Annotated in this window: 16 protein-coding genes; 9 read left to right on the top strand and 7 right to left on the bottom strand. The window is 72.8% G+C overall.

The annotated features are described in order from the left end of the window. Nucleotide 1: 1 nt before the first annotated feature. A complete protein-coding gene (locus ACXJKQ_RS09690) occupies nt 2–2,965 on the bottom strand; it encodes a TAT-variant-translocated molybdopterin oxidoreductase (protein WP_457105544.1) in 2,964 nt (987 codons plus the stop codon). Then, a complete protein-coding gene (locus ACXJKQ_RS09685; protein WP_457105543.1) occupies nt 2,962–3,621 on the bottom strand; it encodes a cytochrome c3 family protein in 660 nt (219 codons plus the stop codon). Before ACXJKQ_RS09685 ends, ACXJKQ_RS09690 begins: the two co-directional genes overlap by 4 nt. A gap of 375 nt (nt 3,622–3,996) precedes the next feature. On the opposite strand from ACXJKQ_RS09685, the gene ACXJKQ_RS09680 reads away from it, so the two are divergent. From ACXJKQ_RS09680 to ACXJKQ_RS09670, 3 genes are all read left to right on the top strand, one after another. Further along, nucleotides 3,997–6,582, top strand: coding sequence for an ABC transporter ATP-binding protein (locus tag ACXJKQ_RS09680; protein WP_457105542.1), 2,586 nt, complete (start codon nt 3,997–3,999; stop codon nt 6,580–6,582). Between the two features lie 129 nt (nt 6,583–6,711). Continuing rightward, nucleotides 6,712–7,905 carry a L,D-transpeptidase family protein gene (locus tag ACXJKQ_RS09675; RefSeq protein WP_457105541.1) on the top strand — a complete coding sequence of 398 codons (1,194 nt, stop codon included), beginning with the start codon at nt 6,712–6,714 and terminating at the stop codon, nt 7,903–7,905. Nucleotides 7,906–8,110: 205 nt separating this feature from the next. Further along, complete coding sequence (locus ACXJKQ_RS09670; RefSeq protein WP_457105540.1) at nt 8,111–9,052, top strand: MBL fold metallo-hydrolase; 942 nt, start codon at nt 8,111–8,113, stop codon at nt 9,050–9,052. Between the two features lie 9 nt (nt 9,053–9,061). On the opposite strand, the gene ACXJKQ_RS09665 is transcribed toward ACXJKQ_RS09670, so the two are convergent. After that, a complete protein-coding gene (locus ACXJKQ_RS09665; RefSeq protein ID WP_457105539.1) occupies nt 9,062–9,244 on the bottom strand; it encodes a hypothetical protein in 183 nt (60 codons plus the stop codon). 233 nt (nt 9,245–9,477) lie between these two features. Here ACXJKQ_RS09665 and ACXJKQ_RS09660 point away from each other — a divergent pair, with 233 nt between their 5' ends. Then, on the top strand, nt 9,478–10,722 hold the full coding sequence (locus ACXJKQ_RS09660; protein ID WP_457105538.1) for a complex I NDUFA9 subunit family protein: 1,245 nt from the start codon (nt 9,478–9,480) through the stop codon (nt 10,720–10,722). 27 nt (nt 10,723–10,749) lie between these two features. Then, the gene (locus tag ACXJKQ_RS09655) at nt 10,750–11,754 is read left to right on the top strand and encodes an NAD-dependent epimerase/dehydratase family protein (protein ID WP_457105537.1); all 1,005 of its coding nucleotides are present in this window, start codon (nt 10,750–10,752) and stop codon (nt 11,752–11,754) included. A 22-nt stretch (nt 11,755–11,776) separates the two neighbouring features. Here ACXJKQ_RS09655 and ACXJKQ_RS09650 read toward each other — a convergent pair whose 3' ends face one another. The 4 genes from ACXJKQ_RS09650 to ACXJKQ_RS09635 are packed head-to-tail and all read right to left on the bottom strand — an operon-like array spanning nt 11,777 to nt 15,567. Beyond that, nucleotides 11,777–12,982, bottom strand: coding sequence for a CaiB/BaiF CoA transferase family protein (locus ACXJKQ_RS09650; RefSeq protein ID WP_457105536.1), 1,206 nt, complete (start codon nt 12,980–12,982; stop codon nt 11,777–11,779). Between the two features lie 10 nt (nt 12,983–12,992). Further along, nucleotides 12,993–13,802: an IclR family transcriptional regulator gene (locus ACXJKQ_RS09645; RefSeq protein ID WP_457105596.1), complete on the bottom strand. Its 810-nt coding sequence runs from the start codon at nt 13,800–13,802 to the stop codon at nt 12,993–12,995. A gap of 14 nt (nt 13,803–13,816) precedes the next feature. Then, nucleotides 13,817–14,554, bottom strand: a complete 738-nt coding sequence (locus ACXJKQ_RS09640; protein WP_457105535.1) for an enoyl-CoA hydratase-related protein — start codon at nt 14,552–14,554, stop codon at nt 13,817–13,819. Beyond that, entirely contained in the window at nt 14,551–15,567 is a 1,017-nt protein-coding gene (locus tag ACXJKQ_RS09635) for an NAD(P)H-dependent flavin oxidoreductase (RefSeq protein WP_457105534.1), read from the bottom strand. The genes ACXJKQ_RS09640 and ACXJKQ_RS09635 overlap by 4 nt, the downstream gene beginning before the upstream one ends. A gap of 303 nt (nt 15,568–15,870) precedes the next feature. On the opposite strand from ACXJKQ_RS09635, the gene ACXJKQ_RS09630 reads away from it, so the two are divergent. The 4 genes from ACXJKQ_RS09630 (at nt 15,871) to ACXJKQ_RS09615 (ending at nt 21,616) form a co-directional block, all read left to right on the top strand. Further along, nucleotides 15,871–17,964, top strand: coding sequence for a 3-hydroxyacyl-CoA dehydrogenase NAD-binding domain-containing protein (locus ACXJKQ_RS09630; protein ID WP_457105533.1), 2,094 nt, complete (start codon nt 15,871–15,873; stop codon nt 17,962–17,964). A 14-nt stretch (nt 17,965–17,978) separates the two neighbouring features. Beyond that, nucleotides 17,979–19,166 carry an acetyl-CoA C-acyltransferase gene (locus tag ACXJKQ_RS09625; protein ID WP_457105532.1) on the top strand — a complete coding sequence of 396 codons (1,188 nt, stop codon included), beginning with the start codon at nt 17,979–17,981 and terminating at the stop codon, nt 19,164–19,166. A gap of 4 nt (nt 19,167–19,170) precedes the next feature. Then, nucleotides 19,171–20,367: an acyl-CoA dehydrogenase family protein gene (locus ACXJKQ_RS09620; protein WP_457105531.1), complete on the top strand. Its 1,197-nt coding sequence runs from the start codon at nt 19,171–19,173 to the stop codon at nt 20,365–20,367. 94 nt (nt 20,368–20,461) lie between these two features. Beyond that, nucleotides 20,462–21,616, top strand: coding sequence for an acyl-CoA dehydrogenase family protein (locus ACXJKQ_RS09615; protein ID WP_457105530.1), 1,155 nt, complete (start codon nt 20,462–20,464; stop codon nt 21,614–21,616). Nucleotides 21,617–21,723 lie beyond the last annotated feature (107 nt).

The raw sequence follows: 21,723 nt of genomic DNA, 5'->3' as shown, positions 1-21,723 counted from the left end.
CTCAGCCCTCCCGTCCGTTCGGGTCCGCGGCGGGCGCGAGCCCGGCGAGGTAGGTGGTGCGCGGCCGCGTGTTCAGGTGACCGAGGAGCGCGTATTCCCGCGGATCCCGGCGGGCGGCGGAAACCCGGCTGTCCGGGTCGGCGACGTTGCCGAAGGTGATCGCCCGGGTCGGGCAGGCGCCCTGGCAGGCGGTCTCCACGGCGCCGTCGGGAATCGGCGCGTGGGCATCCTTGGCCGAGGTGATCCGGGCCGCCGTGATGCGCTGGATGCAGTAGGTGCACTTCTCCATGACGCCGCGGGCGCGGACGGTGACCTCGGGGTTGCGCTGCTGCTGCTCAACGGGGGTCATGCCGCCGGTATAGTCGAGGTAGTTGAAGCGGCGGACCTTGTAGGGGCAGTAGCTCTGGCAGGTCCGGGTCCCGACGCAGCGGTTGTAGACCTGCAGGTTCAGGCCCTCGCTGTCGTGCAGTGTCGCCTCCACGGGGCAGCCGAGTTCGCAGGGCGCCTGCTCGCAATGCATGCAGGGCACCGGCTGGAAATGCGTGGCCGGCGCGTCGAGCTCGCCCGCATAGTAGCGGTCGACCCGCAGCCAGCCCATCCAGCGGCCGCGTTCGACCTCCTCGCGCCCGACCACCGGGATGTTGTTCTCCGCTTGGCAGGCGGTGACGCAGGCATTGCAGCCCGTGCAGGCGTCGAGGTCGATCGCCATGCCCCATTGGGCGGCGACCCAGCGATCCTGGCTCTCCGGGGGCGGGTAGAACGAGGCGGGCGCCGGCGCGCCCTTCGGGTCGCCCACGGGCGCGGCGCCGAGCGCCTGCACGCGCACGAGATCCTGCCCCTCCATGGTGCCGAGATGCTGCGTCGTGACCGGCATGCACCGCTGGCCGGTCCGCGTCAGCCGGGCGCCGGTGAGCCGCCAGGGGGAACCCGGCGGCCGCAGCGGAGCGGCGTCGTAGCCGAGGCCGCGGGCGAGGTGGTCCGGCACGGCGCGGCCGTAGCCGAGGGAGAGGGTCACGGTGTCGTCCGCCTGGCCGGGCAGGATCCAGGCCGGCCCCTCGATCCCGCGGCCGCCCGCCTCGATCCGCAGCATGTCGCCCGTGGCGATGCCCTCGCGCTCCGCGAGCCGCGGCCCGAGCGCGACCACGTTCTCCCAGACCACCTTGGTCAGGGGCTTCGGGAGTTCCTGCAGCCAGGCGAGATCGGCATGGGTGCCGTCCCAGACGGTGGGGTCGGGGCGGAACAGCACCTCGATCCCGTCGGAATCCGGTCCAACGGCCGACACGGCCTGCTGCGTCAGCGCGGCGGTGACGGCCGGATGCGCGCTGTCCGCCCAGAAGCCCCGGCGAAGGGCGTCGGAGAAGCGGGCCTCGAAGGCCGCATCCGCCTCGCCCGCGTCCCGCCAGCGGGCCTTGAGGAGGCCGAGGCCGTCCTGGCCGCTCTCCCCGCCCGTGCCGTCGGCCAGGAAGGCGAGCATCTCCGGCAGGGTCCGGCCGTTGTATAGGGGCGCGACCGTCGGCTGGATCAGCCCCACGGTCCCGTCGAGGGACCGGACGTCGCCCCAGGATTCCAGCGGGTGGGCGGCCGGCAGGTGCCAATCGGCATGGGCGCCGGTCTCGTCGTAGTAGAGCCCGGCATGGATCTTCAGCGGCACACGGGCCATCCGGGCCGCGAAGTCGAGGGCGCCGGGCGCCTCGTAGACCGGGTTGGCACCGAGCATGACGAGCGCCTCGACGGCGCCGCGCTCCATGGCCTCCGCGAGTTCCGCCAGCGTCCCGGCGCCCGTCTCCGCCGCGGGCGCGGTGTGACGGACGGTCGTGCCGGTATTGCCGAGCGCCCCGTTCAGCCGGTGCACCAGCGCGTGCAGGTCGGGGCTCGCGGTCAGGCCGGCGGTGACGATGCCGCCGCCCCGCGCCTCCGTGAGCGCCGCGCCCGCCGTCCGCGTCCAGCGCGAGACGGGATCGTCGCCCGCCGGGGCCGCGCCGCCCGCCGCCAGGGCGAGGAGGTCCCGGGCGACGGTCTCGAGGCGGCCGGCCGGCACGACAGCGCTGTGATCCGCCTTGGCGCTGGTCAGCGTCGGGGTCGGGGCCGCCGCGTGCAGCGTGAGGAGGCGACCCTCGGCATAGGCCGCGCGCCGGGCCTCGCTCCAGCGCCGGGACAGGCCGACCTGGCCGGGCCCGGGGTCGAGGAAGTCGCCGTCGAGCGCCACGATGGTGCGGGCACGGCCGAAATCGGGACGGCTCTCGAGCGGCATCCCATAGGCCCGGCGGGCGCCCTCGTAGATCCCGTCGCGGCCGGCCGCGGCGCCGACATACCAGCGCAGCGCAGGGTAGGCGGCCCGCAGCCGCGCGATCTGTGCCGCAACGGTGGGCGACGTCACCGGTCCGGTGAGGAGGGCGACGCCCGCGCCCCCGGTCCGGCGCCAATCCGCCAGATGCCCGAGAAGGTCCGCCCGGAACGCCGCCCACGACGTCGGGCGACCGAGATGCTGCACCGCCTGGGAGCGGAACGGGTCGTAGAGCCCGAGCACCGAGGCCTGGGCCAGCACGTCGGTGCCGCCGAGGCTCCAGGGGTGCTCGGGATTACCCTCGATCTTCAGCGGCCGGCCGTTGCGCGTGGTGACCTGGATGCCGTTGCCGAACCCGTCGAATACCGCCGAGGAGGCGTAGGACAGCTCCGTGCCCGGCACGATCCGCTCGGGCTGGTTGACGTAGGGCACCTCGTAGCCGCGTCCTCCGCCCGCGCCGCAGGCGGTGAGGCCGCCGAGCGCGAAGGAGGCGGCCATCAGCTTCAGGAACCCGCGCCGCTCCGGGGCGGCGGCGAGCCGCGACGCCGACGGGAACTCGGCCGCCAGATAGGCGCGGAACTCGGGACTGTCGGCCACGGCGTCGAGGCTGCGCCAGAAGCGCGGCCCGTCGCCGCCGGCGAGTCTCTCGCGCAGGGCCGCGATGTCGGGAGCGCCGGTCATCGGTGGCAGATCCCGCATTCGGTCAGCCGCGCCCCGCCGCGGATATGGTACTGGGCCACGAGTTTGGGACCCAGCGTCGCCTGGTCGGCCGGCGGCGTCCAGGTCATGTTCCAGACCTGATCCGGCGGGCGGACATACTTCTCCGGCGCCCGGTGGCAATCGAGGCAGAACCGCATCTCGAAAGCGTTGGCTCGGTAGGTCATCTGCATCGCCGTGACGTCGCCGTGGCAGGTCGAGCAGCCGATCCCCTTCGTCACGTGGACGGAGTGGTTGTAGTAGACGTATTGCGGCAGCTTGTTCAGCCGCACCCATTCCAGCGGCTTGTCATGCGCGTAGCTGTCGCGCACCGGCTTCAGCATGTCGGAACCGGTCCAGATCTGCGAGTGGCAGGTCATGCAGGTCTGCGTCGGCGGGATGCCGGCGGTGGCCTCCCGGTCGACCGTCGTGTGGCAGTAGCGGCACTGGATGCCGAGTTCGCCGGAATGGTGCTTGTGGCTGAACGGCAGCGGCTGGGCCGGCGCGACCCCGACACCGGTGACGTAGTTCGAGCGCACGATCCCGGCCGCCAGGACGGGAAGCCCGACGAGGCAGGCCACCCCGGTCATCAGGGCGAGGCGGTAGAGCGCGTCGGCCCCGGGGGTGAACAGCTGCGCCATCAGGCGGACCCGGGCCGGGAGCCGGCGGGGACATCGCGCTCGGTCTTCTCAACCCCTCGCCGCACGCGTCGCCTCACCCTCTGGTACCGGCCGAGATCCGTCGGCGCGCCGGCCCGGCGCGATACGGCCCGGATATCCGCGGCGGCCAGGCCGCGCGGGTCAGAGCCCCTCGCCGGTCGGAGCCTCGGCCGCGCCCTGCCTGACGGTTGTAACACTGGAGCGCTTCCAAACCAGGGCCGACGGCAGAAACATGCGGTCCGACGTGTCGCAGCGGCCCGCGGCAGGGCGTCCACGCGCGTGCGACACTTCCCGTGACCGTCGTGAACGCCTATGCCCCCGGGCGGGGCTCAGACGCCCGATCCCGACCGGACACGCATGGAATCCGACCCTCTCGTCCTGACGTGGCGTGCCGCGCGGCCTCTGCATGCCGCCGCGGCGGCCCTCGCGGTCGGGATCGGTGCGCCGCTCTGCGCGCTCGCGCTCCTGTGCCTGCGCGACCTCATCGCGGTGCTGCCACAGGACGAGGCGCCGGCGCTGCCCTTCCTCCGCGTGGCGGCGACGCTCCCGGGCCGCGAGCTGGTGCTGGCATCCGGCTTCCCGATGCCTCCCGCACAGCTCGAACTCACGGCCTTCCTGTGCATCGCCGTCTGCGCCGTGGCCCTGGCGGGTGTCGGCTGGTGCGTGGCGCGCCTGTGCTTCAAGGCGCAGAACCAGGCTGCCGACGCCGTTCGCGAGGGCGTGCTGCGGGCGATCCTCGACGCGCCGGCCGGAGCCCGCGACGAGGCGCGCAGCCTGGCTCGGATCGTGGGCGAGGTGCTGGCGCGGGCCGATCGCCTGCTCGCCGCCGGCATCGTCCTGCCGGCCATGACGCTCGGAGCCCTGATCCTGGCCCTGGGTTTCGCCGCGCTGGCCGCGCCCCGGCTCGTCCCGGCCGCGGTGGTCGGCCTCGCGGCGATCGGGCTGGCCTACGGACTGGTGCTCGAACGGGCGCGCGACCGCCAGGAGCTGCGGCTGCGTTCCAGTGCCCGGGCGGAGGCCAACCTGAACGACCTCGTGCGGCGGCTGCCGGCGGTGCGCAACCACGGGGCGGCGGCCATCGAGCGCCGCCGCATCGCCGCCCGCGTCGCCGCGATGCGCACCAATGTCGGGCGGGCCGAGGCACGGCTGGCCTATGCCCGGGCGCCCGCCTTGGCGCTGGCCGTCATCCTGCCGGCGATCGCCGCCGGCACGGCGCTCTGGCGCTCGGGGCCGGGGCAGCCCCCCGCCGCGCCGGTGGATCCGGCCGCCCTCCTGGCGGCCGTGGGCGCCTTCGGCCTCGCCGGCTGGCTCGCCGCCGTCTGCGCACGGCTCTGGATGGTCCGCAAGGCGGTCCGTCCGCGCCTGCGCGACCTCGCCCGCCTCGCCGCGGCCCTCGAGGGCCGGCGGGTGCGGGCCGACCGGACGGGGGCGGGCGTGCAGCCGCTGCCCCGCTCCGGGATCCTGGCGACCCAGGGGGTCGGCGCCTTCGACCCGGCCACGGGCGAGCGCCTGACCGGCGTGGATGTCGCGATGCCGATGCCGAGCCACGTGGCGATCACCGGCAGCCGCGGCAGCGGCGCCCGGGCGCTGGCGGCGGTGCTGGCCGGACAGGTCGAGCCCACCGCCGGAGCCGTCACCTATGCGGGCTCGGACCTGCGCGACTTCGACCCCGCGGAGCGCGCCCGGCACATCGCCTTCGCGGCGGGGGAGGCGATCCTGATGGAGGGGTCGCTCCGGCAGAACCTGCTCTACGGCACCGACCCGGCGAGCGCCCCCGACGATATCGCGCTGATCGGCATCAGCCGGCTCACCGGGCTCGATGGCTTCGTGTACGCCCGCGGGCTGACCGGACGGCTCGATCCGGCCACCCAGCCGCGGCTCGCCGCGGCGATCGTCGACGCCCGGCGGACCATGCGGGTGGCGCTGGCCGCCAAGGGGGCCGAGCGCCTCGTCGAGCCGTTCGATCCCGACCGCTACAACAATCAGGCGAGCATCGGTGAGAACATCCTGTTCGGGGAGCCGGTGGGCGGCGCCTTCGCGCCCCTGCGCTTCGCACGCCACCCCTACCTGCGGGCGGTCCTGGAGGCCGAGGGGCTCGTGCGCCCGCTCACGGAGATCGGCCTGTCGGTGGCCCGCAGCACGGTCGAGATCTTCGCCGACCTGCCCAACGACCATCCGCTGTTCGACGCCTACTCCCTGTTCCAGGCCTCCGAGCGCGGCTATTTCGAGGATCTCGTGGCGCGGCTCCCCGGCGCGGCGAGCCTGCGCCGGGGAGCCGCGGGGCAGCGCGACCGCACGCGCCTGATCGGGCTGGCGCTGCGCTACAGCGAGACCCGCCATCGCTTCGGCCTGATCGACGCGGCGTTCGAGGAGCGCCTCGTCCAGGCGCGCCGCTCCTTCGCGCGGATGCTGCCGCCGCACCTCGCCGGCGCGGTGGTGTTTCACGATCCGTCCCGGGTCAATCCGGCGGCGAGCCTGGAGGAGAACCTCCTGTTCGGCCGGATCAGCCTCAGCGAGGCGAATGCCGAGCCGCGGGTGCGGGAACTGGTGCGCCGGGTCCTGGCCGACGAGGGGCTCGAAGCCTCGGTTTACGGCCTCGGCCTGGACTCCGCGGTCGAGGCGCAGCCCGGCACCGGCGCCCTGGCGGACGGCGCGATCAGCGCCCGCGAACGGGTCGCGATCGAGCTGAGCCGGTGCCTCGCCCGCGAGCCCGACATCCTCGTGGTGGCGGTGACGGTGGACGAGCGGAAGGCCGAGGGCGCGCGCGCGCGCCTCGCCCAGTTGCGGCAGGCGCGGACCGGGCGCGGCCTGATCGTCTGTCTTCCCGAGGCGGCCCTTCCGGAGGGCGTCGAGCCGTTCGACGCGGTGATCGCGGTGGAGAACAGCGCGGTGGTGACGCCCGTGCCGGCGGCCGCCGAGCGGGAGCCCGCCCCGGCGGTCTGACCCGGGGCGACCGTGGGAGGCCGTGATCCGCAGGAGAGGGTGCAGCCTCACGGCCGCCGCAATAATCCGTCAGGGCGGGGAGCCGCGCCCGTCCGGCAGCCATCCCGGCCGATCCAGCGCGGACGGTTCATGCCTCGACCGACTACGATAGCCCTCGCCGCCGGCCTCGCCGTGCTCGCCCTCGCCGGCCCCGCCGCCGCGCAGGCCGGCAAGGCCGAGGCGCCGATCCCGGCCGAAACCCTCGCGCTGATGGCGCAGAAGGGTGTGACGGCCGCCTCGCCCGTCCTGTTCCGGGCCTACAAGAAGGAATCGGAGATCGAGGTCTGGAAGAAGGGCCGGTCCGGCTACGTCTTCATCAAGACCTTCCCGATCTGCCGCTGGTCCGGCCAGCTCGGCCCCAAGCGCAAGAGCGGCGACCGGCAGACGCCGGAGGGGTTCTACACGGTGCCCCGGCGCCAGATGAACCCGAACTCGCACTATTACCTGTCCTTCGACGTGGGCTACCCCAACGCCTATGACCGAGCCCATGGCGGCACCGGCTCGGCCGTGATGGTGCACGGGATCTGCTCGTCCATGGGCTGCTTCGCCATGACCAACGGTACGGTCGGCGAGATCTACGCCCTCGCGCGGGACGCGCTGAACGGCGGCCAGGCGGCCTTCCAGTTCCAGTCCTACCCGTTCCGGATGACCGCCGAGAACATGGCCCGGCACCGGACCGACCCGAACATCGCGTTCTGGCGCGAACTCAAGGCCGGCTCGGACCGGTTCGAAGCGAGTCGGGAGGAGCTGCAGGTCTCGGTGGCCGGCGGCCGCTACGCCTTCGCGCCCGCGCGGGATCCCGCCATCGAGGCCGCCGTGGCCACCCGCCGGGCCGTCGAGGAGGCGCGGATGACGGAGCTGGCCGAGGCGGGCGAACCCGCCGTCCGCACCACCTATTCCGACGGCGGCCAGAACGTCTTCTGGGCGGCCTACACGGCCCGGGGCGGCGCGGTCGGCGACATCAGCCGTCCGGAAGCCCTGGCCTTCGCGGGCCAGGAGGTCGTCGTCGTGCCGGGCCATCGCGCCCATCGGCCGGTGCCCGAGACCGTCTGGGCGTCCTGGGGCGCCCCCGATTCGGGCCTGTCGCTCCGGCAGATGGCGGGATTCGTCCCGGTCTACGAGCGCGCCCCGGACCGGTTCGGGGCGCTGACCGCCCCCTTGGCCACGCGCTACGGCGACGCCCTGCCATCCTGGCTCACCGCCGGTTTCGCCGGATCGCATCCCGGCCGCCCGATTCCGGGGGGCTCGACCCCCGGTCTCCTGGCGTCGGTCGAGCGGCTCTAGGCATGCGGAGGCCAGGCGCATCGGCCCATGCGTGTGCGCAGCCGCACATCACGACGGCCTGCGGCACACCAATTCATGGTACGGCAGGGGATCGGCGGTACACCTGCTCCGTCGGCCTGCCGTATTCAAAGCTACCTTCCCGGAACGGCGACGGGGTTTCGATCATAACCGATCGGGACCGACTGTCCGCGGATTCGTGATCGCCATGTCGAAGAGTTCCGAGCCGACCCTCGCGGCGGCCGACCAAGACCTCGTCCTCCGCTTCTGGGGCGTCCGCGGCTCGACGCCCGTCAGCGGCCCGCAATACGCCGAGTTCGGCGGCAGCACGCCCTGCATCGAGGTGCGGTGCGGACAGCGGATGTTCATCGTCGACGCGGGCTCGGGCATCTACAACCTCGGGCAGGGACACCGGACGGATCTGCCGCGGGAAGTCGACCTCCTGTTCAGCCACCTGCATCTCGACCACACCGCGGGGCTTCCCTTCTTCAAGCCGGCTGTCCTCGACTGCGACCGGGTGATCAACACCTATTGCGGCAACCTCGGCGGCGAATCGGCCGGTCCGACCCTCGACCGCCTGTTCGCGCCGCCGCTCTTCCCGGTTACCCTCGACAAGCTGTGCTGCACCTTCCACCATCACGGCTTCGAGGCGGGGCAGACCCTGACCTTCCCCGACGGGACGCGGGTCGACACGATCGGGCTGAATCATCCGCAGGGCTCGGTCGGCTATCGATTCGAACACGCCGGCCGGCGCCTGTGCCTGATCAGCGACATCGAGCACAGCGATCCCTGGCCGGCCCCGGACCTCGCCGCCTTCGTCGCCGAGGCCGACCTGATGGTCTACGACGGCATGTTCACCGACGGCGAGTATCCCACCTGCCGGGGCTGGGGGCACTCGACCTGGCAGAAGGGCGTCGAGCTGGCCCGGACGGCGGGCGTGAAGGCGCTGGCGATCATCCACCTGCACCCGGCCCATTCCGACACCGCGCTCCGCGACATGGAGGCGGACATGCAGGCCGAGATGCCGACGGCGTTCATCGCCCGCGAGCGCCAGAGCCTGACGGTCGGAGCACCCCGCGCGGTGACGGGTCGGCCGAGCGGCCGGCCCGCCGTGGCGCGGGAGATGCGCCGCCGGATCAAGGTCGCCTGACGGCACGGGTCAGGCGGACCGACCCGTGCGGGTCCGGCCGTACCGCGCCCAGGCGAACAGCACGAACAGCGCGACGCCGATGATCAGGATGCTCCAGCCGTAAGTGCTCACGAGCTGCGAATCGATCGGATGACCGACGACGCCGAGCGCCACCAGCAAGCCGAACGCCGCGATCGCCGCGGAAACGAGCATCCCTACAATCATCGAAGTCCCCGGCGCGTCCCATCCGCGCGATTCGGCAGGGTCGTTTGGTGGGGGAGAATGCACGGCGGCCGCACCCGTTCCCGCTCGGCGCCGGGCGACCGTCGTCCGTTGTCACCGGAATGCCGCCACGGTCGAAACGACGGGTCCCAACGCGGCGAAGTTAGGCTAAGTAGGCGGCCTGACGGCGCCCGGAGGCGCGCGAGGAGCCCGAGACAACGGCGATGAGCGGCCAAGAGAACACGACCGCGCCCGCGACGGCGCACACGAGTCCGGACACGAGCCCCACCTCCGTCGCTGCGCCGGGGCTCCTGCGGCCGCAGGACCAGCTCGTGACGATCTACGGGGGCTCGGGATTTCTGGGCCGGCACGTGGTGCGGGCGCTGGCGAAGCGCGGCTACCGGATCCGCGTGGCGGTGCGCCGGCCCGACCTCGCCCTGTTCCTGCAGCCGCTGGGGACGGTCAATCAGATCGTGGCCGTCCAGGCGAACCTGCGCTACCCGGATTCGGTGGCCCGGGCCGCCGACCGGTCCGACGTGCTGATCAACCTCGTCGGCATCCTTCAGGAAACCGGCTCCCAGAGCTTCGCGCGGCTGCAGGTCGACGGAGCAGACGCCATTGCCCGGGCCGCGGCGCGCCAGGGCGCCCGGATGATCCACGTCTCGGCGATCGGCGCCGATCCGGCCTCGCCGTCGCTCTACGCACGCACCAAGGCGGAAGGCGAGGCGCGGGTCTTCGCCGCCTGCCCGGAGGCGGTGGTGTTCCGGCCCTCGCTGATCTTCGGACCCGGCGACGGGTTCTTCAACCGCTTCGCCAGCCTCGCCCGGGCACTGCCGGTCCTGCCGCTGGCGGGGGGACAGTCACGCTTCCAGCCGGCCTTCGTGGGCGACGTCGCCGAGGCGATCGCCCGCGCGGTCGACGGCAGCTTGGCGGCGGGCAAGGTCTACGAACTCGGCGGCCCGGAAGTAGGCACGCTGGAGCACTTCGTGCGCTACATGCTCAAGACGATCCGGCGCAGGCGCGCGATCGTGGACCTGCCCCTGCCGGCAGCCAAGCTCCAGGCCCGGATGCTGGAGATCGCCGACACCCTGACCTTCGGTCTGCTGCCGGACACGCTCAAGCTGACCCGCGACCAAGTGATCCTGCTCCAGAACGACAACGTCGTCTCGGAGGCCGCCAAGGCCGAGGGCCGGACCTTCCAGGGGATCGGGATCACGCCGACCGCCGCCGAAGCGGTGGTGCCGGGCTATCTCTGGACGTTCCGCAAGGCGGGGCAGTTCTCCACCGACCGCGACGAGGAACAGCTGTCCGAGGTGCCCGACATGTTGGCGGCCGCGCCCATGGCGGCCGGCTCGCAGCACCGGCCGAAGACCGCCTCCGGCCCGGCGATCGGAGCCGATGCCGGCGGCGCGCCGGGGACCGCGCAGGGCAGCATGGGCGTGCGCTGGGGCACCCGGAAACCGGGCTAGGTGCCGAGCCGTCTCCCGGCTCAGGCCATGAGCGCGCCCGCACCCCTCGGTTCCGGCGGCCCGGACGCGCGGCGCATCCTCGTCACCGGGGCGGCCGGCTTCGTCGGCGGTCACGTCCTGCCGTTGCTGGCGGGCGCGGGCCATCGCGTGGCCGGGATCGGCCGGGGCCGGGCGCCCCGCCTCCCGGCGGGCGTCACCTATGCGGCGATCGACCTCCTCGACGAGGCCGCGCTCGGCGCCTTCGTGGCACGGTTCCGGCCCACCGCGATCCTGCATCTGGCGGGCCTCGCCTCGGTGGCCGATTCCGCGAGCGGCCCCGGTCAGACCTGGCGGGTGAACGTCAACGGCCTGATGAACCTCGTGGCGGCGGTCGAGGCGGTGCCGGGCTGCACCCTCTTCTTCGTCAGTTCCGGGGAGGTCTACGGCAGCGCGTTCCTCGCCGGCCACGCCTTGAGCGAGGCGGCCGAGCCCCTGCCGCGCAACACCTATGCCCGGTCGAAATGGGTGGGCGAGCAGTTGCTGCGCGACCTGCTCCCCCGGATCGGCGTGAAGCTCGTCGTGCTGCGGCCGTTCAACCATATCGGCCCGGGTCAGGACGAGCGCTTCGTCGTGGCCTCGTTCGCGGGCCAGATCGCCCGGATCGAGGCCGGCCTCGTGCCGCCCTGCCTGGAGGTCGGCAACCTCTCGTCCTATCGCGACTTCCTGGACGTCGCCGACGTGGCGGCCGCCTATGCCGACCTGATCGGCCGGGCGGAGTCCCTGTCCGACGGGAGCGTGTTCAACATCAGCTCCGGCCAGCCGCGGACGATCGCGAGCGTGCTGGAGGACCTGCGCGCCCGGGCTCGGGTGCCGTTCGAGATCCGCGTGGCCCCGGAGCGGGTGCGGCCTGCGGAGATTCCGCTGGCCGCGGGGGACGCCGCCTGCCTGCACGCCGCCACCGGCTGGGAGCCGCGGGTCGCCTGGAACGAATCCCTGACGCGGGTGCTGGACGATGCGCGCGCGCGGCTGGCGGAGTCGCGCGGCGGCGGATGAGGCGGGGCGCCCGCTCCGGAGCCTAGCGCACCACGCCCTTCGCCCGCAGCGCGTCGCGCGCGTCGTCCGGGTATTCCAGCTGCTCGGCCAGGATCTCCGCGCTCGAATCCCCGAGACCCGGCGGCATCCGCCGGACCGGGAGCCGGCGCCCGTCGAGCCGGTAGGGTGGGGCGATCACGTGCGCGTTGCCGCCGCCCGCGATCACGAGTCCGGCCTCCCGCGCCCGATCGCAGGTCAGCGCCTCGCGCAGGCCCATCACCTCGCCGCAGGGGATGCCGGCCGCCCGCAGCCGCGCGATCAGCGGCGCGCGCGTCCACTTGGCGAGTTCGGCCTCCAGCACCGGGATGAAGGCGGCGCGGTTCTTCGACCGGTCGAGGTTGGTGGCAAAGCGCGGATCGGCGACGAGATCCGGCCGCTCCAGCACCTGCTCGCAGAAGCGGCGGTACTGGCCGTTGTTGCCCACCGTGATCACCACGGGGCCGTCGCCGGCCTCGAACACGCCGTAGGGCACGATCGAGGGATGGGCGTTGCCGTAGCGCGGCGGGTCGATGCCGCGGGCCAGCGCCTCCAGGCCGTAATAGGAGGTCAGCGCCACGCCGCAATCGAACAGGGCGAGGTCGATGGTCCGGCCGCGCCCGGTGCGCTCCCGCTGGAACAGGGCGGCGAGCACGGCCTGCGCGGCGTATTGCCCGGTGAACAGATCGACCGCCGCGACCCCGAACTTCAGGGGCTGCCCGCCGGCCTCGCCGTTGAGCGCCATCAAGCCGGATTCGCCCTGGACGACCAGGTCGTAGCCGGGCCGGCCGGCCTCGGAGCCGTCCGACGCATAGCCCGCGATGGAGCAGTAGATCAGCCCGGAATTCTCCGCCGACAGGTCCGCGTAGCCGAGGCCGAGCTTCTCCGCCCCGCCGGTCTTGAAGTTCTGCACCAGCACGTCGCTCTCGCGGGCCAGCGCCTTGACGATCGCCAGCCCCTCGGGCGTGGCGAGGTCGACGCCGATCGAGCGCTTGTTGCGGTTGACGCTGTCGAAATACGAGGTGTTGCCGGGACTCGTCGGAACGCCCCAGTCGCGGGTGTCGTCGCCGCGCTCCGGGTGCTCGACCTTGATCACGTCGGCGCCGAGGTCGCCGAGCACCTGCGCGCACCAGGGTCCCGCCAGGACCCGGGACAGGTCGAGGACGCGGATCCCTGCGAGCGGCAGGTCGGCGGCGGCGGGTTGGGCATCCATCAGACGATCCTCAGGCTCCCATCACGCCGTCGAGGCTGCGCACGGCGTCGATGAGTTTCGGGCGCGCCACTTCCATGAGGAAGCGCGCGTCGGTGATGACGGTGGGTGCGCCACAATTGACCGACATCGGCGGCAGGCCGCCGCCGGGATGGAAGCCCACCGCGATGGCGGAGACGGTCTCCTGCCAGTCGCCGAAGGCGGTGCAGCAGCCGATCTCCCGATGCTCGACCACCGCCCGGTCGAGGCCGGCGCGCAGCGCCGGCCAGGCCACCGGGTCGAGCGCCTCCAGGTCCTCGTAGATGCTCGCGCGCTCCCGGTCGGGGCAGATCGCCACGTAGGCGCGGCCCATGGCGCTGCGGGCGAGCGAGATGCGAGAGCCGGTGTCGAGGTTGAGCGAGATCGCGGCCGGCCCGCGCTGGCAGTCGACGTAGCGCATGCTGAGCCGGTCGCGCACGCCGAGCCCCACCGAGGCGTTGGCCGCCTCCGCCACCGCCCGGAGCACCGGCCGGGCGATTCCGCGCACATCGAGGCCGCCCAGAGCGGCCGAGCTGAGCGCGATCGTCGCGGTGCCGAGCCGGTACCGCCCGAGTTCCGGCATGTGCTGCAGGTAGCCGAGCTTGGTCAGCGTGTAGGTGAGCCGCGATACGGTGGAGCGCGGCAACCCGCAGGCCTCGGCGATGTCGTGGTTGGCGAGGCTCGTCCGGCCGGGGCCGAAACAGGCGAGTACCCCCAGCCCCCGGGCGAGCGCCGTGACGAAGTGACGATCCTCCTTGGCGCCATCCGCCGCGGGCGCCCCCGCGTCGGGATCGGCCACCACCATCGTCTCCCCGGCCGTCATCGGCGCAGGAACGCGGCGAAGGCCGCCTGCGCCTCCGGACCGCGGCGGAGCGCGTGGAAGACCTCCGCCTCCTCGGCGAGGGCGCGGGCGACGACCTCCTCGTGGCCACGGCCCAGGGCGCGCTTGGTGGCGGCGAGCGAGGCCCGGGGCAGGGCGGCGAGCGCGCGCGCCTTGGCCATGGCGGTGTCGAGCGCGGCCCCCGCCGGGACGACGGCGTTGACGAGGCCGGCCGAGGCCGCGTCCGCCGCCGTGAAGGGCTCGCCGAGCATCAGCAGTTCGGCCGCGCGCTTCGTGCCTGCCACCAGGGGCAACAGGTAGCTCGACCCGCCCTCGGGACTGAGGCCGAGCGCCGTGAAGGGCAGGCGGAACCGGGCTCCGTCCCCCGCGTAGGCGAGGTCGCAATGCAGCAGCAGCGTCGTGCCGATGCCGACCGCATGCCCCTCCACGGCCGCCACCACGGGCTTAGGGCAGGCCCGCAGGGCCTTGAGGAAGATCAGGCCGGGGCTGTCGCCCCCCGTCTCCACGTCCTGGAAGTCCTTGAGGTCGTTGCCCGCGGTGAAGCAGCCGCCCGCACCGGTGAGCACGACGACGCGGGCGGCCTCGTCCCGGCCCGCCGCTTGGAGGGCGGCGGTCAGGCCCGCATAGGTCGCGCGGTCGAGGGCGTTGCGCCGCTCCGGCCGGTCGATGGTGACCTGCCGGATCCCGGCCTCCGGATCGGCGATGCGGACGCTCATGGTTCGGCCCCGCCGGCGTAATCCGCCGCCGAACCGGAGAGCCGCGCCCGCGCGGCCGCATACTCCCGGGCGAGCCGGGCGACGAGGTCGGCGGTGGGCGGCGCGTCCGCGATGGTGCCGACGCCCTGGCCGGCGCCCCAGACGTCCCGCCACGCCTTCACGCTGCCGCTGCCGAAGTTCATCGCGGTCTTGTCGCGCACGGGCAGCGCGTCGGGATCGAGCCCGGCGGCGCGGATGCTCGGCGTCAGGTAATTGCCCGGCACGCCCGTGAAATACGGCGTGTAGAGGATGTCGGCCGCCGCGCTGCCGGCGATCATGTCCTTGTAGCCGGCCGCCGCGTTCGCCTCCCGGGTGGCGATGAACCGGGTGCCCATATAGGCGAGGTCGGCGCCCATGGCCTGGGCCGCCAGGATCGCCGGGCCCGATGTGATCGCCCCCGAGAGGATCAGCGGACCGTCGTAGAACCGCCGGATCTCGCCGACGAGGGCGAAGGGGCTCAGGGTGCCGGCATGCCCGCCCGCCCCGGCGCAGACCAGGATCAGCCCGTCGACGCCCGCCTCCAGGGCCTTCTCGGCGTGGCGGACGTTGGTGACGTCGTGGAACACCACGCCGCCATAGGCGTGGACCGGACGGATGACCGCGTCCGGAGCCCGCAGCGAGGTGATGATGATCGGCACCTGGTGCCGGACGCAGGCCTCGACATCCTGCGCCAGGCGGTTGTTGGAGGCGTGGACGATCTGGTTCACCGCGAACGGCGCGACCTTCCGCGTGGGATCGGCCGCGCGGGCCTCCGCGAGGGTTCGGGTGATCCGCGTGAGCCATTCGTCCAGCAGTTCGGCAGGCCGGGCGTTGAGCGCCGGGAACGCGCCGACCACGCCGGACAGGCACTGGGCGATCACCAGTTCCGGGCCGGAGACGATGAACATCGGCGCGCAGATCACCGGCAGGGCGAGCCGGCCGCGCAGGACCTCGGGCAGGCGCCCGGCCTGCAGCTGCTCGGGACCGTCGCTCACCGTCCGCTCCGTGCCGTCGCCCGAAGGAAGCCCCCGGGCTGCTCACCCCGATCGATGCCACGCATCACGATCCCCCCTGTTTCCGGCGACCCAGCCGGCGGTCTCCCTCTCGGTGACCACGGGCGGCTCCCGCCAGCAGCGGTTTTGATGCCATGAGCCACCGGCAACGGTCAAACCGCCAGCGCCACCGTCTTCTGCAATGCAGAATAAGTGACGGTGCTCTGGCCCGCAACCGGGGCACGTTCTTGACGAATGCAGCGACCCAGACCAACATCCCGTGAACTTGCAGACGACTATTCTGCAATGCAGAACAACAGGGAGTCCAGGGTGGTTCGTCAGGAGGTCGATGGCGGCGTGGCCGTGCTCACGCTCGTCAACCCGCCGGTCAACGCGCTCGGCGCCGGGATGCGGGCCGCTCTGGACAGCGCTTTGGACAACGCCATCGCGGACGACGCGGTTCGAGGGATCGTCCTGGCCGCCGAGGGCAAGGTGTTCGTCGGCGGCGCCGACATCAGCGAGTTCGGCAAGCCGCCGCAACCGCCGAGCCTGCCCGATGTGCTGGACCGGCTCGATGCCAGCCCGAAGCCGGTGGTGGCGGCGATCAACGGGGCCGCGCTCGGCGGCGGCCTGGAATTGGCGATGGCCTGCCACGGCCGGGTCACGGCGCCGTCCGCCAGGATCGGCCTGCCGGAGATCAAGCTCGGGATCATCCCGGGAGCGGGGGGCACGCAGCGCCTGCCGCGCCTGATCGGACCCGACGCGGCCTTCCCGATGATGCTCACCGGCGAGCCGGTCACCGCCGAGACGGCGGCGGCGCTCGGGATCGTCGACGCCGTGGTGCTGGGCGACCTCGTCGCGGTGGCCCGGACCCGGGCGCTGGAACTGGCCGATTCGGGCGCGCTGCCGCGGGTGCGCGACCGGTCGGACAGGCTCACGCCGGGAGCGCGCGAAAAATTCGAGGCGCAGGCCGCCGAAGCGACGAAGCGCGATCCCGACGCCACCAACGTCCACGCCCTGGCGCGGGCCGTGCGCGCCGGCCTGGAGCAGGATTTCGACGCCGCCGTGGCGGTGGAGCGGGCGGAATTCCGCGCCCTGGTGGAGGACCCGCGCTCCAAGGCCCTGCGCTACGCGTTCTTCGCCGAGCGCGAGGCGGCCCGGGTGCCCGGCTTGCCGAAGGACACGCCCCGCCGCCCGATCCGGACGGCGGCGGTGATCGGCGCCGGCACGATGGGCGGCGGCATCGCCATGTGCTTCGCCAATGCCGGCATTCCCGTGACGGTGATCGAGACGGAGGCCGGCGCCCTGGAGCGCGGCCTCGACCGGGTGAAGGGGCTCTATGCGGGCTCGGCCAAGCGCGGCTCGATCACCGAGGCGCAGCGCGACGAGCGGGTCGGCCGGATCACCGGCGCGATCGGCCTGGAGCAGGCCGGGGAGGCCGACATCGTCATCGAGGCGGCCTTCGAGGACATGGGCGTCAAGCGGGACATCTTTTCCAAGCTCGACGCGATCGCCAGGCCCGGCGCGATCCTGGCGACCAACACCTCCTACCTCGACGTGAATTCCATCGCGGCGGTGACGGGACGTCCGCAAGACGTGCTCGGCCTGCACTTCTTCAGCCCGGCCAACGTCATGCGCCTCGTGGAGGTGGTCCGGGCCGAGAAGACGGCCCCGGACGTGGTCGCCACCGCCCTCGAACTCGGCAAGCGCCTCAACAAGCTGCCGGTGACGGTGGGGGTCTGCTTCGGCTTCGTCGGCAACCGCATGCTGGAGCGTCGCAGCCGCGCCGGCGAGCGCCTGCTCCTGGAGGGCGCACTGCCCCACGAGGTCGACGCGGCGGTGACCGGTTTCGGCTTCCGGATGGGTCCCTTCGCCATGGGCGACCTCGCGGGCCTCGATATCGGCTGGCGCTCGCGCAAGGATTTCGGCGGGCGGGCGCCGGTCGCCGATTCGCTGGCCGAGCAGGGCCGGTTCGGCCAGAAGACGGGACGCGGCTTCTACCTCTATCCCGACGGCGCCCGGGCCGGCACCCGTGATCCGGAGGTCGAGGCGCTGATCGCGCGCGTCGCCGCCGAGCACGGCGTTACCCGCCGCAGCTTCACACCCGACGAGATCGTCGCGCGGCTCATGTACCCGATGGTCAACGAGGGCGCGCGGATCCTGGAGGAGGGCATCGCGGCCCGGCCCGGCGACATCGATACGATCTGGATCAACGGCTACAACTGGCCAGCCTGGCGCGGCGGCCCGATGCACTGGGCCGACACGGTGGGGCTGAAGACCGTCGCCGAGGCGCTGTCGCGCTTCGCGGCGGAGACCGGCGACGACAGCCAGGAGCCCGCGCCGCTCCTGAAGCGCCTCGCCGCCGAGGGCGGCAGCTTCGCCGGCCTGAAGAACGCCTGAGCGGGAGAAAGATCATGACCGACGCGGTGATCGTCGCGACCGCCCGCACGCCCATCGGCAAGGCCCATCGGGGCGCGCTGAACCTCACCCGCGGCGCCGACCTCGCGGCCCATGCCATCCGGGGCGCCCTGGAGCGGGCGCGGCTCGAACCGGAGGCCGTGGAAGAGGTGGTGCTCGGCTGCGGCTATCCGGAGAACGCCACGGGCGGCAACGTCGCCCGCCACGCCGCCCTGGTGGCGGGGATCCCTGTCGAGTCGGCCGGGGTCACGGTCTCGCGCTTCTGCGCCTCGGGGCTGGAGGCGATCGCCAGCGCCGCGCGCCGGATCATCCTCGACGGCGTGCCGGTGGCGGTCGCGGGCGGCGTGGAGTCGATCAGCCTCGTGCAGCCGAAGGTCCAGCGGGAGCTGACCCGCAACGCCTGGCTCGAGGCGCACCTGCCGGCGATCTACATGCCGATGATCGAGACCGCCGACATCGTGGCCGAGCGCTACGGCATCTCCCGCGAGGCGCAGGACCGGTTCGCCCTGGAGAGCCAGCGCCGGACCGCGGCGGCGCAGGAACGCGGCCTGTTCGACGACGAGATCGTCCCGATGAGCGCCGTCATGGCGGTGACCGACAAGGCCACCGGCGAGACCCGGGAGGTCGAGACCCGGATCACCAAGGACGAGGGCAACCGGCCGGACACGACGCTCGACGGTCTCGCCAAGCTCAAGCCCGTGCGCGGGGAGGGCGCCTTCATCACGGCCGGCAATGCCAGCCAGCTCTCCGACGGGGCCTCGGCCAGCGTGCTGATGTCGGCCGACGAGGCGGCGCGGCGCGGCCTCGAACCGCTCGGCACCTTCCGGGGCTTCGCCTCGGCGGGCTGCGGGCCGGAGGAGATGGGCATCGGCCCGGTCTTCGCGGTACCGCGGCTCCTGGAGCGGCAGGGCCTGACGGTCTCCGACATCGACCTGTGGGAGCTGAACGAGGCCTTCGCGTCCCAGTCGGTCTATTGCCGCGACAAGCTCGGGATCGACCCGGACAAGGTCAACGTCAACGGCGGCGCCATCGCGGTCGGCCATCCCTTCGGCATGTCGGGGGCGCGGCTCGTGGGCCACGCCCTGCTGGAGGGCCGCCGCCGCGGCGCGCGCTACGCCGTGGTGACCATGTGCGTCGCCGGCGGCCAGGGCTGCGCCGGCCTGTTCGAGATCGCCAGGAGCTGAGCCGATGGACCTGCGCTTCACCGACGACGAGATCGCGTTCCGCGACGCGGTCCGCACCTTCTGCCGGACGGAGATCCCGGCCGAGATCCGCAAGAAGGTCTCGGAGGGCCGCAGCCTCTCGAAGGAGGATTACGTCACCAGCCAGCGCATCCTCAACGCCAAGGGCTGGGCGGTGCCGCACTGGCCGCAGGAATGGGGCGGCCGGGATTGGACCCCGATCCAGCGCTACATCTACACGGAGGAGCTGTTCCAGGCGGCGGTGCCGCTGCCCCAGCAGTTCAACTGCTACATGTTCGGCCCGGTGCTCGCGACCTTCGGGCGGCAGGACCAGAAGGAGCGCTTCCTGCCGCGCGCCGCCAACCTCGACGATTGGTGGTGCCAGGGTTTCTCCGAGCCCGGCGCCGGCTCCGACCTCGCCTCGCTGAAGACCAAGGCGGTGCGCGACGGCGACCACTACGTCGTCGACGGCCAGAAGACCTGGACGACCCTCGGCCAGCACGCCGACTGGATCTTCTGTCTGGTCCGCACCGATTTCGAGGCGAAGAAGCAGCGCGGCATCTCGTTCCTGCTGATCGACATGAAGACGCCCGGCATCACCGTGCGCCCGATCCTGACCCTGGAGGGTCGGCACGAGGTCAACGAGGTCTTCTTCGACTCCGTGCGCGTACCGGTCGAGAACCTCGTCGGCGAAGAGAACAAGGGCTGGGACTACGCGAAATTCCTGCTCGCCAACGAGCGCACCGGCATCGCCCGGATCGGCCTCACCAAGGAGCGGATCGCCCGCATCAAGCGTCTCGCCCGGGAGATGCCGGCCGGTCCGGGCACGATGTGGGACGATCCCGCCTTCCGGTCCCGCGTGGCGGAGGTCGAGGTCGAGCTGAAGGCCCTGGAGATCACCCAGATGCGGGTGGCGGCCAAGCAGGGCCGGGCGGATTCGGTGGAGCCGGACCCGGCCTCCTCCCTGCTCAAGATCCGCGGCTCGCAGCTCCAGCAGGCGGCGACCGAGCTGCTGGTGGAACTCGCCGGGCCCTTCGCCCTCGCGGCGCCCGCGCGCGGGGCCGGGGCCAACAACCTGCCCGGCGGCTTCGACTGGGTGGATGCGGCGGCGCCGAGCTACTTCAACAACCGCAAGGTCTCGATCTACGGCGGCTCGAACGAGATCCAGCACAACGTCATCGCCAAGGGCATTCTGGGGTTGTGAGCCGCCCCCCGCGCTGACGCACCATCAAAGACGCAGTGATCGAAACCGGATCTCCCTCCCCCCTCTGCGGGGGAGGGAAAGACCTGAGGACACCATGGATTTCGACCTGAACGAGGACCAGTCGCTCCTGCGCGACAGCGTCGAGCGGCTGGCCGCCGACCTCTACCCGTCCCTGGAGAGCCGGCAGGCGCGGCTCAAGGCGCCCCTGGGCTTCCCCGCAGAGGGCTGGGCGGCCTTCGCCGAACTCGGCGTCGCCGGCCTGCCCTTCTCCGAGGAGGAGGGCGGCCTCGGCGGCGGCCCGGTCGAGACCATGCTGGTCATGGAGGCGGTGGGCCGCAATCTCGTGGTCGAGCCGCTTCTGGCGAGCCTCGTACTGGGCTCGACGGCCCTGCGGCTCGGCGGCAGCGCAGCGCAGAAGGCGCGCCTGGTCCCGGACCTCGTCTCCGGAACCCTGCGCCTGACCCTGGCCCACACCGAGCGCCAGTCCCGCTACGACCTCGCGGACGTGGCCACCACAGCCCGGCGCTCCGGCGACGGCTTCGTGCTCAGCGGCGCCAAGAGCGTCGTGCCCAACGCCGACGCGGCCGGCCTGATGGTGGTCTCCGCCCGCGTGTCCGGGGAGCGGCGCGACGCGCACGGCATCGGCCTGTTCCTGGTCCCCACCGACGCCGCGGGGGTCGCGGTCGAGGCCTACCCGACCCAGGATGGCGGCCGGGCCGCGGAAGTGTCGTTCTCGGACGTGCAGCTCCCCGGCGACGCGGCCCTCGGCGATCCCGAGGGCGGCCTGCCGCTCCTGGAGCGGGTGGTCGAGCACGGGATCGCGGCGCTGGCCGCCGAGGCGGTCGGCTCCATGGACGCGCTCCACAAACTGACCGTGGAATACCTCAAGACCCGCAAGCAGTTCGGCGTCAGCGTCGGCTCGTTCCAGGCGCTGCAGCACCGGGCGGTGGACATGCTGATCCAGCTGGAGCAGGCCCGCTCGATGGCGCTCTACGCCGCCATGATGGTCGCTGCGCCGGATGCGCCGGCCCGGGCCGCGGCCCTCTCGGCCGTGAAGGTGCAGATCAACAAGGCCTGCCGCTACGTCGGCCAGGAGGCGGTGCAGCTCCACGGCGGCATCGGCATGACGCTCGAATACATCGGCGCCCACCACTTCAAGCGGCTCGCCATGATCGAGTACCAGCTCGGCGACACCGCCCATCACCTGCGCCGGATCACGCAGGACGCGAACGGGCTTCTGGCGGCCTGAAGGGCGGGCACGCCCGTTCGCGGCCTCGTCCTGGGGCGCCGGAGCGACGCGGAAGCCACCGACGAGGCTTCCGGACAGCGTCGTGATTGGAGCCCGCCTTCGAGACT

The organism is Methylobacterium sp. P5_C11, from assembly GCF_054049775.1.
Note: the sequence above shows the minus strand (reverse complement) of the source record. Positions and strands in the feature narration are given on the sequence as shown.